Source organism: Roseibium alexandrii DFL-11 (assembly GCF_000158095.2).
Taxonomy (GTDB): Bacteria; Pseudomonadota; Alphaproteobacteria; order Rhizobiales; family Stappiaceae; genus Roseibium; species Roseibium alexandrii.
The window spans coordinates 3,111,075-3,124,262 of record NZ_CM011002.1 but is presented as its reverse complement, the minus strand read 5'-3'; the positions used below and the strand labels follow the sequence as shown (position 1 = coordinate 3,124,262).

Sequence of the window (13,188 nt, the reverse complement as noted above, 5' to 3'; positions counted from 1 at the left end):
CGCGGCTCTTAAGCCAGAAGGGATATCACCTAAGCCAGTGATCCTTTGACGGCTTTCAAAAATCCTGCCAGGTCCTCGGTCACAAAATCAACATGCGGGTAGGGATCTGCTTCCAGATCCAGGTTCTCCTGCAAGACTTCGCGAGATCCTCTCGGAACAATCAGCGTAGTGCGCATGCCGAGATGGTGCGGAACGGAGAGATTCTTGGCGAGGTCCTCGAACATGGCAGCTCGTGCCGGGGCAACTCCTGTCCGTGCCAAAAACATCTCATATGTCTCACGGTTGGGCTTTGGAATTAGCTCTGCGGATACGATATCGAAAATGTCTTCGAAATGGTTCGAAATGCCGAGTGCTTCCGCAGTGCGTTCGGCATGCGGACGATCACCATTCGTGAAGATGAATTTTTTGCCTGGTAGGGCTTCGATCGCGGTGCCCAAATCGGGGTCGGGTGCGAGGTTCGAATAGTCGATGTCATGGACGAAGGCGAGGTAGTCGTCCGGATCGATGCTGTGCGTGGTCATCAGCCCGCGCAACGTGGTGCCGTATTCATGGTACAACGCCTTTTGGTGCACCATGGCCTCGTCCCGCCCAAGGTCAAAAATTTTCTGCACATACTTCGAGATCTGGTCATTGATCTGCGGAAAGAGGTCAGCCTCGTGCGGATAGAGGGTGTTGTCGAGATCGAACACCCAAGCCTCAACGCCCTGAAATACTCGCAAGTCTTGCCGGTGCGCATGCCGGCCTTCGGTCGGAAGGGAAGGATTGTCGGTCACGGTCTGATCAACGTCCCGGCGCCGCCATCGGTGAAGAGTTCCAAGAGCACCGCATGCGGCACCTTGCCATTCAGGATAACCACGCCCTCAACACCGCGTTCCAGCGCGTCAATGCAAGTCTCGACCTTTGGGATCATGCCGCCGGAGATCGTCCCGTCCGCCATCAGTTCCCGCGCTTTTGCAACGGTCAGCTGCTTGATCAGTTGACCATCCTTGTCGAGAACACCCGGAACATCGGTCAGGAACAACAAGCGTTTGGCATTCAAAGAACCCGCAATTGCACCGGCACAGGTGTCGGCGTTGATGTTGTACGTTTCGCCGTCATCGCCCGGAGCAACCGGGGCAACGACTGGGATAATGTCTTCTTTGAGAACGAGTTTGAGGACCGTCGGGTCAACTTCTGCCGGTTCTCCGACAAACCCGAGATCCAGAACGCTTTCAATGTTGCTGTTTGGGTCGACCACCGTGCGCTTCAACTTACGCGCCTTGATCAGATTGCCGTCCTTGCCGCAAAGGCCGACCGCACGGCCGCCCTCGGCGTTGATCAGCTGCACGATTTCTTTGTTGATCGCACCGGCGAGGACCATCTCGACGACCTCGACCGTTGCCTTGTCCGTGACCCGCAGTCCGCCCTTGAACTCACTGACAATGTTCAGCCGCTCGAGCATCTTACCGATTTGCGGACCTCCGCCGTGAACCACCACAGGATTGACGCCGCTTTGGCGCAACAACGTGATGTCTCGAGCGAATGCCTGACCGAGATCCGTATCGCCCATGGCATGCCCGCCATACTTCACGACAACAGTCTTGTCGTCATAGCGCTGCATGTAGGGCAAAGCTTGCGAGATAATGTGCGCGCGGCTCGAAGTTTCAGGTGCGGTCATAAAGAAACGATTCTCTTCAGTTTAGTCGGCAGAAGTCCATGAAAGCGAAAGAGCTTTGCTATACCGGGTTTGGCGAGATCTCACAATCAATGAAGCCCAGCAGGTCTATTGAGTGGCGAGGTTACAAAGCTCTGCCCGGAGCTCATCTACGCCCCGGTTTTTCTCCGAAGAAGTTGCGATAATCTCAGGATGGGCTGCCACCCGTTTAGCCGATGCGGCCTTGGTTTCATCGATCAGGCGCACCAGGGCAGGTGGCTTGATTTTGTCGGCCTTTGTCAACACGACCTGGTAGACAACCGCAGCCTTATCAAGCAGCTCCATCGCCTCAAGATCGTTCTTCTTGATCCCGTGACGGCTGTCGATCAACAGGATTACGCGCCGAAGGTTAGGACGGCCACGCAGGTAGGAGAACACGAGGTTCGTCCAAGCCTCGACCAGCTCTTTTGGAGCTTGCGCATATCCGTAGCCGGGCATGTCGACGATTGTGAGCGGTGTTTCTGGCGCGACAAAGAAGTTCAGCATTTGTGTCCGGCCCGGCGTGGACGATGTCCGGGCAAGCCCCTTTCGTCCGGTCAGAGCATTGATCAGGCTGGATTTGCCGACATTCGATCGTCCGGCGAAAGCGATTTCCGTGCCGGCGGCAGGCGGCAAATTTGCCATATCGGTCACGCTGGTCAGAAAATCCCATTGCCGGGCAAACATCAGCCGCCCGGCCTCCAGATCTTCTTCGGAATAGGTCTCATAGTCACTCATGAGTTGCCTTCTAACCTGCCTGCGCAGTTGCGTCGAGCATGTTCGCAGGTTCCATGGCCGCAGATTCCAGCGCATCGATGTCCGATGCTCTAATTGCCGAGAGGTTCCGGGAGATTTTCTCAACCGGCCAATCCCACCATGCAATGTCCAGGAGACGTTCGATCGTTCGCTCGCCTAAGCGCATTTTGATGACCTGTGCCGGATTACCGACTGCGATTGCAAATGGAGGGATGTCCGACGCAACGACAGCATGGGCACCGATGATCGCACCGGAACAAATGGTTACGCCTGGCATGATAACGGAATTGGTGCCAAACCATACGTCATGCTGCACAAGCGTGTCGCCGCGGAGGTGATCAAAGATCGTCGCTGGATCGAACCCTTCTTCCCAACCGTTGCCGAAGATATTGAACGGGTAGGTCGAAAAGCCGGTCATGGCGTGGTTTGCGCCATTCATGATGAACGTTGTGCCTGATGCGAGCGCACAAAACCGTCCAATCCTGAGTTTGTCGCCGACGAAATCAAAGTGATAGCGCACGTTGCGGTTCTCAAACTCCGCCGCGTGTGAGTCATTGTGATAATAGGTGTAGTCGCCGACCTCGATGTTGGGTCGGGTAATGACATTTTTTAAAAAAACCGTGTGCGGCTCACCGTTGAATGGATAGGTGTGGTCAGGGATTGGGCCGTGCATGGGACCTCCAAAACAAAGAAACAAGGGAAGTTGGGCGCGTCATTGAAAACGCGGTCGACCAACCGGTCAGCGGCTTCGCCTTGCGGAACTGGTCTTTGCCTTAGTGGTTCATTGACTGGACACTCCGAGATTGGAAAAGGCCCCGCCAGATGGCGAGGCCTTCGGTCTATATATCGATTTTCCGGGTTTGTCAGCTCTTGTCGTCGGCTGCCGGTTTCTTTCGTTTGAACATGGAGCCGATATTGTCCCAAAGCTCCACCTTGACGCCTTGGCGGCTCATGATCACCCATTGCTGAGCAATCGAAAGCGAGTTGTTCCAAGCCCAGTAGATCACGAGACCTGCCGGGAACGATGCCAGCATGAAGGTGAAGACCACAGGCATCCAGGTGAAGATCATCTGCTGTGTCGGGTCTGGCGGAGCAGGGTTCATTTTCATCTGGACAAACATGGTGATGCCCATGATGAGCGGCCATACGCCGAGCATCAGCAGCTGTGGCGGATCCCACGGAATCAGGCCGAACAGATTGAACAAGGATGTCGGATCCGGTGCACTGAGGTCCTGGATCCAGCCAAAGAAGGGCGCGTGACGCATTTCGATGGTAACGAACAACACCTTGTAGAGTGCAAAGAATACCGGGATCTGGATCAGGATCGGCAAACAGCCGGCCAGCGGATTGATCTTTTCCTTCTTATACAGCTCCATCAGCGCTTGCTGCTGTTTTTGCCGGTCATCCGCATACTTCTCGCGGATCTCCGTCATCTGGGGCTGCACAAGCTTCATCTTACTCATGCTGACATAGGATTTGTTTGCCAGCGGGAAGAAGAACAGTTTGATGATGACGGTGACGAGCAGGATCGCGACGCCAAAGTTTCCGAAGTAATGGAAAAGGAAGTCGATGGCGTAGAACATCGGCTTAGTCAGGAAGTAGAACCAGCCCCAGTCGATCAGCAGCTCAAAACGCTCAATGCTGAGGGACGCCTCATAAGCGTCGAGGAGATTGGTCTCCTTGGCACCGGCAAAAAGGTATGAGCTGGTTTCACCGACACCGCCGGCAGGAACGACAACCGCATTGCCGAGGTAATCGGCCTGAAAGTTGCCGCTCTGCGCGGCGTAGCTGAAGCCGGGTTGGAATTCCTGGCCAGGTGTCGGGATGAGGGTCGCAGCCCAGTATTTGTCGGTGATGCCAAGCCATCCGCGATCGACTGCTGCCGGGCGAACCGGACCATCTTCTTCCAAATCGGAATAGTCGACTTCTACGAGGCCTTCTTCACCAAAGACGCCAAGCAGACCTTCGTGAAGGATCCAGATGCCGGTTGTTTCAGGGATGCCTTTACGTGCGATCAACCCGTATGGGTAAAGCGTAACCACATCGCCAGAGTTGTTTGTCACCGATTGGGTGACGTCGAACATGTAGTTCTCGTCCACCGAGAACGTGCGATTAAACACAAGGCCTTCGCCATTGTCCCAGGACAGGGTCAAAGGCGTGGATGGCGTGAGGTCCGACGAACCGTTGACGGACCAAATAGTATCCGGTCCCGGCAGGGTAATGCTGGCACCTGCATCAGCAACCCAGCCGTAGTCGCTGTAGTACGGGTTCGGGCTGCCGGTCGGAGAGAACAGAACGATGGTCGGGCTGCTCCGGTCGACTGTCTCGTGATAGTCTTTCAACCGCAAGTCATCGAGACGGCCGCCTGTCAGGTTAATAGACCCTTCCAGGCGCGGAGTATCAATGACGACGCGTTGTGTCGCAGAAAGAGCCTGTTCGCGAGAGGCAAAACCTTGAGGGCTTGTGGCGGAAGGTGCTACGGTCGTGCCCGAGCCGGCAACGGATGGGGTCGGTGCGTCGGGGTTCACCCCGCCTGGTGCCGACTGTTGAGCAGCCTCTGCTTCCTGTTGGGCCTGAAGTGCCGCCTGTTGGCGCTCCAATTGCGGACCGGCATAAAAATATTGCCAGGCCAGCAGAACAATCAGGGACAGAACGATTGCGAGAATCGTATTGCGGTTTTCAGAAATCAACTGGATTTACCCCTGTTACCTGTACGGTGATGCATCTGTTTCTGCCGGTTTCCCTTGCGTGGCTTGCCGCGCCCACGCGGTGTCGCCGGATCCAGCACCTGGTTTAGCCCAGACTTAAGGTCTGCAACCAGATTTGGGAAGGGAAGAGTCAGTGCAGATTCACGCGCGACCAGCACAAAATCGGCATTTTGTGGAATTTCGGCTGATGCCAGCTCTGCAACTGCCGCACGCAAGCGCCGCTTGATGCGGCTGCGGACAGCGGAATTGCCGGTTTTTTTTGTGACTGTATAGCCAATACGCGGCGCAGCCTCGGCGCTGCGTTGCAAGCCCTGAACAACAAAAGCGCGCCGACCTACACGGCCGCCTTTGGCAACCGCAAGGAAATCGGAGCGCTTTTTGAGTGTGTTCATGGCTGCGGATTGGCTGTTGGCATGCGCCGCCAATCCGGCGCTGCAATCAGTTGCCGCTTAGGCGCTGAGGCTCTTACGGCCCTTCGCACGACGGCGAGCAAGCACCTGACGGCCGCTTTTGGTGGCCATACGTGCGCGGAAGCCGTGGCGACGCTTGCGGACAAGACGGCTCGGTTGATACGTACGCTTCATTGTTCTTCCCCGCGCGGCTTAAGCGCGGCCCTTGTTCATTTAAATTCTTTGGAGGAAGCACTCGAAGCGCTCAGCCAGCGCAGCTCCTAAAAAGCCTTGGGTCCGAATGCATGTCCCGATCGAGCGCGCTTATAAGCGTCATGGTGTTTGGAGTCAACTTGTGTCGCCGAGATTCTCGCTTTCTCGGGCAATCACACACAGGTGACCGAAAACACTGCCAGCCTCACTTATCAGTGAAACCGACTTCTTTTTACACCGTTTAAGGTACACCTGCCTTAAAACATCGGCACAACTACCGGTCAAAAGCGGCGGAAATAGGGATAATGGAGTGATTGGCCAATGCGCGGCAATGAGGCGGAGGCAATGAACGCATCCGACGAAAACGACAAAAAAGAGAATTCGGTGCCCGGACGCTCGTTTTCAGCGATTGCGAAAAAGTGGGCTCCACTTGTTGTCTTGTTGTCCCTGATGGCACTCGCGTTTTCACAAGGCCTGCATAAACATCTTACACTTTCTACGCTTATCATGGAGCGGCAGCAGCTGATCACCTTCGTTGATGCCAATCTTGCAGTGGCCGTCCTAAGCTATATCGGTCTTTATGCCGCCACTGTCGCCCTGTCGTTCCCGGGTGCCTCGCTCTTCACGATCGCGGGCGGTTTTCTGTTCGGTTGGGTTATCGGCGGCTTGGCCACTGTTTTTGGCGCGACCTTGGGCGCAGCAGCAGTATTCCTGATCGCCCGTTCCTCGGTCGGAGATGTGCTGACGGCGCGGGCAGGTCCCTTCCTGACACGATTGTCCGAAGGGTTCCGGCAAGACGCCTTCAACTATCTCCTCTTTCTCCGCCTGACGCCGATTTTCCCCTTCTGGCTGGTGAACATTGCACCTGCTGTTTTTCAAATGCCTTTACCGTCGTATGCGCTTGCCACATTTGTCGGCATCATACCCGGCACATTCGCTTTTGCTTTCATTGGGTCCGGTCTCGACAGCGTTATTGCGGCCCAGGAAGCGGCCAATCCTGGCTGCGCGTCCGCTGGAACTTGCTCAGTCGAAATCTCGGCGCTTGTCACACCGCAGTTGATTGCAGCATTCTTTGCCCTTGGTATCGCGAGTCTGATCCCCGTCGTCTTGAAGCGTTTGCGCTCCCGATAATCAAAAAACTGCCCCTCCAATGCCAACATGACAGGAGCCGTGCATGGCGAAACTGCTGACCCCAGACATTTGCGTGATCGGCGCAGGATCGGGTGGCTTGTCTGTCGCCGCCGCTGCCGCTGCTTTCGGCGTGGACGTGGTTCTGATCGAAAAGGGCAAAATGGGCGGAGATTGCCTGAATTACGGGTGCGTTCCATCAAAAGCTCTTCTGGCGGCAGGCAAAGCCGCAAAACAGGGTCAGGGAAGCGCGGCGTTTGGTATTCACGCCGGTGCAGCTGAAATCAGCTTTTCTGAAGCAAATGATCACGTCCGAAGCGTGATTGCGGCGATCGAGCCACATGATTCCCAGGAGCGGTTTGAAGGTCTTGGCGTCACCGTGCTGCGGGAGCATGGGCAATTCACAAGCCCGGACTGTGTTTCAGCCGGCGACCATGAGATCAAGGCACGACGCTTTGTAATCGCGGCGGGTTCCTCCGCCCTTGTTCCTCCGATCCCCGGATTGGATGAAGTGCCGTATCTTATCAACGAAACCCTGTTTAATTTGAGAGAAACACCGGAGCACCTGGGCATTATTGGCGGCGGCCCGATTGGATTGGAAATGGCGCAGGCGCATCGCCGTCTTGGGGCGAAGGTGACGGTGTTTGAAGCTCAGACGGCGCTCGGAAAAGACGATCCGGAATTGGCGGGTATCGTCTTGGATGCCTTAAAAGACGAGGGGATCGAAATCCTCCAGGAAACGGCCGTCGAGAGGGTTGAAAAAACGGGTGACGGGATCGCCGTGACAGCGCGTAACGAAGCCGGGGATACTGTTACTCAAACGGTCAGTCATTTGCTGGTTGCGACCGGCCGCGCACCAAATGTGGACAGCTTGGGGCTGGAGGCGGCGGGCGTCGATTTCTCAAAAAAAGGTATCACGGTCGACAAAGGTCTTCGGACCTCAAACCGCAAAATTTATGCAATCGGCGATATCGCCGGCGGTCTTCAATTTACCCATGTTGCCGGGTATCAGGCCGGGCTGGTGATCCGATCCATTTTGTTCCGGCTGCCGGTTTCCATGGACAACGATCAGGTGCCTTGGGTCACATACACGTCACCGGAATTGGGGCATGTCGGGCTCAGCGAAGCCGCGGCACGCGACCGTTTCGGTGACAAGGTCAAGGTTTTGACGGCAGACTATTCAGGCAACGACCGGGCACAGGCCGAGGCGGTAACAACGGGGCGTCTGAAACTGATTGCAGGCCCTGGTGGCAGGCTTCTCGGCGCTGAGATCGTGGGCGCGCAGGCTGGCGAGATTATCAACCTGTTGTCTCTGGCGCTGTCGAAAAAACTGAAGATGAAAGACCTCGCAGGCTTCATTGCTCCGTACCCAACCTTAGGCGAGCTGGTGCGCCGTGCAGCAATTTCGTACTATGCTGACATGCCGAAAAGTGGTTGGTTACGTTTTGGAATCGGTATCTTGCGCAAGTTTGGATAAGATGTATTGGGCTGAATGGGCTCTTGCCGTGATCGTTGGACGGAGCTGTCATGAAGCATGAGGGCACCCCTAAGGGGACTGCAACACCCGATGCAGACGGATTGGGTCCGGCTGCGAACCCGGAACTTGATCCGGGTTTCGGGCGTCATCGTTTTGGCGGCCTGTCCAGCAAACTTCTTCTTTTGACCGTCGTGTTCGTCATGATTGCCGAGGTGCTTATTTACGTGCCCTCCATAGCGAACTTTAGGAACACATGGTTGATGGACCGGCTGACAACGGCAGGTGTTGCTGCATCTGTCCTTGCTGAAACCAACACGCTTGCGCCGCGACTGCAGGAAGAGCTTCTGAAAACAACGGGTGCTGTGGCCATCGCGCTGGATCAAGGCGCGCAGCGCCGGTTGATCGCAATGAGCAATGTGCCGACACAGGTCGATTTCGTTGTGGACATGGCGGAAGTCACGCCGTTGACCTCGATCCTCGGCAGCTTTGCGATCCTGACCTATCGCGGGGACGGCGTCATGCGGGCAGTCGCCGCGGGTCAGATGGGCCATACAGAACGTGTTGATATTGTCTTTCCGGTCGCGCTTCTTCAACAGGAAATGCTGGCGTTTTCCGGCCGGATCCTGGCGCTGTCGCTGGTGATTTCCGGGATAACCGCAGCGTTGGTCTATATCACTCTGCGCGCCATTTTCATCCGCCCTTTGCGCCGGTTGACGCGTTCCATGGAGCAGTTTGCCGAAAACCCGGAAGATGGATCCCGGATCATAAAGGTATCCGGGCGGCGCGACGAACTCGGCGATGCGGAAATTCGTCTGGCGGCGATGGAGGAAGCCCTTTCTCGCGCCTTGCATCAAAAACAGCGGCTGGCGGATCTTGGATTGGCCGTGTCCAAGATCAATCACGATTTGCGAAATTTGCTGGCGTCTGCGCAGCTTTTTTTGGAGCGGCTGGAACATGTGCCCGATCCAACGGTCAACCGGTTGGCACCGAAGATCCTGGCAACACTCGATCGGGCGGTCGGGTATACGCAGGCGGTCATGGCCTATGGCAAGGCCCAGGAACGGGCTCCGCAACGGCGGCTGATCGCGCTCCACAGGGTGGGGGAGGATGTCGCTGATGTCCTGGGGCTCGTCGACCATGATACCATTCAGTTCGAAAACCGGATTGGCGAAACACTCGAGGTTGATGCGGATCCCGAACAGATCTTCCGTGTGCTTTTGAACCTGACCCGCAATGCGGTGCAGGCGCTTGAGGCGGAACGGGATGGGACGCTGGTTCGGCGCATTAGTCTTTCAGCGGAGCGACAGGCGAACTGCGTTCATATTGAAGTGCATGACACTGGCCCGGGCATTCCCGAAAATACGCAGAGAGGCCTCTTCAAGGCGTTTCACAGCGGCGCGAAAGCAGGCGGTGTCGGCTTGGGGCTTGCCATCGTCGCAGAGCTGCTCAGGGCTCATGGTGGTGTGATCGAGCTGGACTGTGACCAGCCGGGAACGTGCTTCAAGATACAATTGCCGGATAGGACAACTTGAGCGAAGCCAATCTATTCGAAAATGGCATCAGCCGACACAAAGCACAGCCTTCAAGCAGTGCTTGTGCACAATCGAAGCCCCGGTTTCCTAGAAAACTGCGGGCAAATAGACAACTTGGTGTGACTTTCAGAAAAAGTTCAAAAAGGCGCTTGCATCCCCTGCCAGTCCGCAGTAGATAAGCGCCCTGTCCGGGGCACACAGCGCCCCGCAAACTGAACCGCCACTCGAATTGGATCACTCCATGATCCTGCGGGCGTCGTTCTTAAGCACCGGTAGCTCAGCTGGATAGAGCACCAGACTACGAATCTGGGGGTCGGGGGTTCGAATCCTCCCCGGTGCGCCATCTCACAAATCCAAAAATTGTAACGCACGGCTGCTAGGTCAGCGGTATGTTAAAAATCTGCGCATATTTCGTCCTTCCGTGATCACACTGCGCCGTTTTCTCACTCAAGAGTCGAAGAACGAATGTGTGTGATGGAATTCGTCGGCACCCGTTGAATTTGCAATACCAAACTAGCTCTCTGTCGATCGGTCGATGCCGTGGCGGCGCATGCGTTCCCATAAGGTTGTGCGTGAGATATCCAAAAGCTTGGCTGCGTCCTGCAACCGGCCATCGGTTTCATCAAGGGCGCGTAAAATGTGGGTGCGTTCTGCTTGATCCCGGACTTCAGCCAACGAAGGGAACCCGATAGAGCTGCTTGACTGAGCAGTTTCTGGACCGCCTGAAGCATGGCTCGCAGGCTGAAGGAGGCGAGTAGCGTTTTCCGGAAATAAATCGGCTGGCGTCAGCTCAGCGCCGCCCGCGAGTGCGACGGCGCGTTCTACACGGTTCCGGAGTTCACGGACATTTCCCGGCCAATCATGCTGCTCTGCCGCTAACACTGCGGCAGCTGAGGCCGGTATTGGAGCAAGTCCCATGCGCTGCGCAGCGTTTGCAGCAAAGGCAGTGATGAGCGGCGCCACTTCTTCCAGACGCTCACGCAAAGGCGGAACGCGGATCGTCACAACGTTGATGCGAAACAGGAGATCCTCCCGGAACACGCCGTCTCTGACCGCTTCCTCCAGATCACGGTTCGTTGCGCAAACAAGCCGGCCTTTGAAGGCAAGATCCTGTGATGCACCCAGCCGCCTGAACTGCCGCTCCTGCAACACGCGCAAAAGCTTCAATTGAAGTTCCGGGCCGGTGTCACCGATTTCATCGAGAAGCAGCGTCCCCTCGCCAACGCTTTCCAAGACCCCGATCCGCCGGTCATGCGCGCTGGTGAAGGCACCTTTCTCGTGCCCAAAAAGCGTCGAATCAGCCAGCTCCGGCGACAACTGCCCACAGTTTACAGCTTCAAAGGGGCGCGATTGTGCAGCGTTCTTGGCGTGCAGATACCGCGCTGCGATTTCCTTGCCGGTGCCTGTTTCTCCAATCAGCAGAACGGGCAAATCAATCCCCGCCAAGCGGTTCAGCATGGAGCGCACGCCACGCATGGAGGCAGAAAGACCAAATGTCGAGAACGGGTCATCCACTTGCGGCGCAAGCGGGCGAAGCAAAAGCTCCTGAATGCGGCAGACAAGTTCATCCAGGTTGAAGGGTTTGGCAAGGTAGTCCCTGGCGCCATCGCGAACGAGTTCCACGGCCTGATCTACAGAACCATAGGCTGTCATATAAACAATCGGGACCGCGCCGTGCTGGCTGAGAACCTCTCGCAGCAAATCGGCGCCGGACCCATCCGGCAACCGGATGTCCGACAAAACAAAGCTCGGAACCCGTTTGCCGAGAAACTCGCGGGCGGCTGCCAGTGTGGTGGCATGAACGACGGAAAACCCTTCCAGAACAAGCCGTTGTTGCAAGGAGGGGCCAAGGACCGGATCGTCTTCCACCAACAGTATCAGTTCAGACATTTTCCGCCTCGTCGGTGCGTTTTGGAATGGTGATGGTGATCACTGTGCCGCTTTGCGGACGTGTTGAAATCGCCAACCGGCCATTCACATCATCGATCAGTTGATGAACCAGCCAAAGTCCAAGGCGCCGCGTCTGTGGTTTCTCCGGAGTGGTTCCGCCGGTCAGGACATTCAAGGCTTCTCCTGGAAGACCGGGGCCGCTGTCGGAGACCTTGATGGTGAGTTGCTCTTCGATCAGCTTGGACTCAAAGGCAACGGTACTGCCAACCGGAGTGGCGTCTATGGCATTTAAGAGCAGGTTGAGCACGATCTGGCGCACGGCTTCCGCGCTGGCCGGGTAGGTTTCTGCGAGCTCCGACTGAAAACTCAAGTCCACCTGTTTGGCGCGCACTTTCGGGTTGATCAAGGTCCGCAGGTCATTGAGGTCGTCGGGCTTGAGATCTCTGTTGCCTTCAGGTGGCCGGTAGGTCGACAACATGCTGGCCGCCACATGATCAATGCTTTGCAGGCCCCGGTCGATCAGGTCAATCGTCTGTTCCCGCACAGTTTTGTCATCTCCAAACCGGCGCAAGGTCGAGGTTGCCGCGCTCATCCCGGCAAGCGGATTGCGCACCTCATGTGCGAGCCCTGCTGCAAGGCGGGCCAGCGTTGCCTCCCGCGCATGTTTGTTTTCTGTTTTTGCGATCGCGTCAGCCCGCGCCTGAAGTTCGGCCCGGGTTCTCAGCGCATTTTGCAAACGGCCGATTTCCGTGTTCGCGGATGCTGGTTCAACCTCGGTCTGCGTGTCAAAGGAATCGTCGTCGAGAGCCTTGGTGAGGTCATCAATAGGGCGCAGGCTGTGTTGCGCGATAAAAAACGTGAGGATCGCCGCTAGTACAGAAAACGCGACGTCCACGGCAAGAGCCACACGGCGTCGTTCTTCTTGCTCGGAACGTTGCCATTCGAGATCAAAGGCTGCACCAAGCAGGATCGTTGAACCATCACTTACGGGAAAAGACTGCGCAATCAGTTGTTTGTTTGTCTCATCGACATTTTGGATTGCGGCTTCGTTTGGCGGCAGACTGCGATTGGCGTTGAGCCAGTCTTCAAGAGCAAGCTCGGTTGTTCGCGGTTTAGCTCCATTTGTGGGATCATCCGGGTAAGAGGATGTCATCAAAATGGGCCCATCTGCCAGGCAACAAACGGCAACAGCTTCGTTGCGCAACGAGGGTTTGAACCGGGCAGATGCCGACAGCAGGCCCTCAATTTCCGATAACGGAGCGCCGGCGGTAACAGCTGGTGTGATCAGTCCGGCCAAAGTATCGAGAAATGCCCCGCCGACTTCGACGCGGAGCTCGGCTTCCCGGCGTTCCAGCTCCTGCAAACCAAAAATGGTCAACACAACAGCAAACAGCATAACGACCGAGGCCATAGCCACCGGCAG

Annotated in this window: 12 protein-coding genes and 1 tRNA gene; 4 read left to right on the top strand and 9 right to left on the bottom strand. The window is 56.4% G+C overall.

Annotation, left to right across the window (positions count from 1 at the left end):
* Positions 1 to 29: 29 nt before the first annotated feature.
* The 7 genes from SADFL11_RS14400 to rpmH form a co-directional block, all read right to left on the bottom strand.
* The gene (locus SADFL11_RS14400) at positions 30 to 773 is read right to left on the bottom strand and encodes a pyrimidine 5'-nucleotidase (RefSeq protein ID WP_008193794.1); all 744 of its coding nucleotides are present in this window, start codon (positions 771 to 773) and stop codon (positions 30 to 32) included.
* A complete protein-coding gene (gene argB / locus SADFL11_RS14395; protein ID WP_040451449.1) occupies positions 770 to 1,657 on the bottom strand; it encodes an acetylglutamate kinase in 888 nt (295 codons plus the stop codon). Before argB ends, SADFL11_RS14400 begins: the two co-directional genes overlap by 4 nt.
* Before the next feature lie 105 nt (positions 1,658 to 1,762).
* Entirely contained in the window at positions 1,763 to 2,410 is a 648-nt protein-coding gene (gene yihA / locus SADFL11_RS14390; protein ID WP_008191498.1) for a ribosome biogenesis GTP-binding protein YihA/YsxC, read from the bottom strand.
* 10 nt (positions 2,411 to 2,420) lie between these two features.
* Positions 2,421 to 3,101, bottom strand: a complete 681-nt coding sequence (locus SADFL11_RS14385) for a CatB-related O-acetyltransferase (RefSeq protein WP_008195247.1) — start codon at positions 3,099 to 3,101, stop codon at positions 2,421 to 2,423.
* 190 nt (positions 3,102 to 3,291) lie between these two features.
* Positions 3,292 to 5,115, bottom strand: a complete 1,824-nt coding sequence (gene yidC / locus SADFL11_RS14380) for a membrane protein insertase YidC (protein ID WP_040452822.1) — start codon at positions 5,113 to 5,115, stop codon at positions 3,292 to 3,294.
* Positions 5,115 to 5,528, bottom strand: a complete 414-nt coding sequence (gene rnpA / locus SADFL11_RS14375) for a ribonuclease P protein component (protein WP_008193124.1) — start codon at positions 5,526 to 5,528, stop codon at positions 5,115 to 5,117. Before rnpA ends, yidC begins: the two co-directional genes overlap by 1 nt.
* A 57-nt stretch (positions 5,529 to 5,585) precedes the next feature.
* Positions 5,586 to 5,720: a 50S ribosomal protein L34 gene (rpmH, locus tag SADFL11_RS14370; protein WP_081450549.1), complete on the bottom strand. Its 135-nt coding sequence runs from the start codon at positions 5,718 to 5,720 to the stop codon at positions 5,586 to 5,588.
* A gap of 363 nt (positions 5,721 to 6,083) precedes the next feature.
* Between rpmH and SADFL11_RS14365 the strand changes: the two genes are divergently transcribed.
* The 4 genes from SADFL11_RS14365 to SADFL11_RS14350 all read left to right on the top strand — a co-directional run bounded on the left by SADFL11_RS14365 (position 6,084) and on the right by SADFL11_RS14350 (position 10,218).
* Positions 6,084 to 6,869: a TVP38/TMEM64 family protein gene (locus SADFL11_RS14365; RefSeq protein ID WP_040452825.1), complete on the top strand. Its 786-nt coding sequence runs from the start codon at positions 6,084 to 6,086 to the stop codon at positions 6,867 to 6,869.
* 43 nt (positions 6,870 to 6,912) lie between these two features.
* Positions 6,913 to 8,343 carry a dihydrolipoyl dehydrogenase family protein gene (locus tag SADFL11_RS14360; protein WP_008194347.1) on the top strand — a complete coding sequence of 477 codons (1,431 nt, stop codon included), beginning with the start codon at positions 6,913 to 6,915 and terminating at the stop codon, positions 8,341 to 8,343.
* Between the two features lie 50 nt (positions 8,344 to 8,393).
* On the top strand, positions 8,394 to 9,875 hold the full coding sequence (locus SADFL11_RS14355; RefSeq protein ID WP_040451451.1) for an ATP-binding protein: 1,482 nt from the start codon (positions 8,394 to 8,396) through the stop codon (positions 9,873 to 9,875).
* A gap of 266 nt (positions 9,876 to 10,141) precedes the next feature.
* Positions 10,142 to 10,218, top strand: a tRNA-Arg gene (locus tag SADFL11_RS14350).
* A gap of 170 nt (positions 10,219 to 10,388) precedes the next feature.
* Here the strand turns inward: SADFL11_RS14350 and SADFL11_RS14345 are convergent.
* Both SADFL11_RS14345 and SADFL11_RS14340 read right to left on the bottom strand, forming a co-directional pair.
* Complete coding sequence (locus SADFL11_RS14345; RefSeq protein WP_040451453.1) at positions 10,389 to 11,765, bottom strand: sigma-54-dependent transcriptional regulator; 1,377 nt, start codon at positions 11,763 to 11,765, stop codon at positions 10,389 to 10,391.
* Complete coding sequence (locus SADFL11_RS14340) at positions 11,758 to 13,176, bottom strand: sensor histidine kinase (protein WP_008194482.1); 1,419 nt, start codon at positions 13,174 to 13,176, stop codon at positions 11,758 to 11,760. The genes SADFL11_RS14345 and SADFL11_RS14340 overlap by 8 nt, the downstream gene beginning before the upstream one ends.
* Positions 13,177 to 13,188 lie beyond the last annotated feature (12 nt).

Coding starts and splice junctions, on each gene's coding strand:
- argB (WP_040451449.1), bottom strand. CDS start 1,657: ATGACCGCACCTGAAACTTCGAGCCGCGCGCACATTATCTCGCAAGCT.
- yihA (WP_008191498.1), bottom strand. CDS start 2,410: ATGAGTGACTATGAGACCTATTCCGAAGAAGATCTGGAGGCCGGGCGG.
- SADFL11_RS14385 (WP_008195247.1), bottom strand. CDS start 3,101: ATGCACGGCCCAATCCCTGACCACACCTATCCATTCAACGGTGAGCCG.
- rnpA (WP_008193124.1), bottom strand. CDS start 5,528: ATGAACACACTCAAAAAGCGCTCCGATTTCCTTGCGGTTGCCAAAGGC.
- rpmH (WP_081450549.1), bottom strand. CDS start 5,720: ATGAAGCGTACGTATCAACCGAGCCGTCTTGTCCGCAAGCGTCGCCAC.
- SADFL11_RS14365 (WP_040452825.1), top strand. CDS start 6,084: ATGAACGCATCCGACGAAAACGACAAAAAAGAGAATTCGGTGCCCGGA.
- SADFL11_RS14360 (WP_008194347.1), top strand. CDS start 6,913: ATGGCGAAACTGCTGACCCCAGACATTTGCGTGATCGGCGCAGGATCG.
- SADFL11_RS14355 (WP_040451451.1), top strand. CDS start 8,394: ATGAAGCATGAGGGCACCCCTAAGGGGACTGCAACACCCGATGCAGAC.
- SADFL11_RS14345 (WP_040451453.1), bottom strand. CDS start 11,765: ATGTCTGAACTGATACTGTTGGTGGAAGACGATCCGGTCCTTGGCCCC.
- SADFL11_RS14340 (WP_008194482.1), bottom strand. CDS start 13,176: ATGGCCTCGGTCGTTATGCTGTTTGCTGTTGTGTTGACCATTTTTGGT.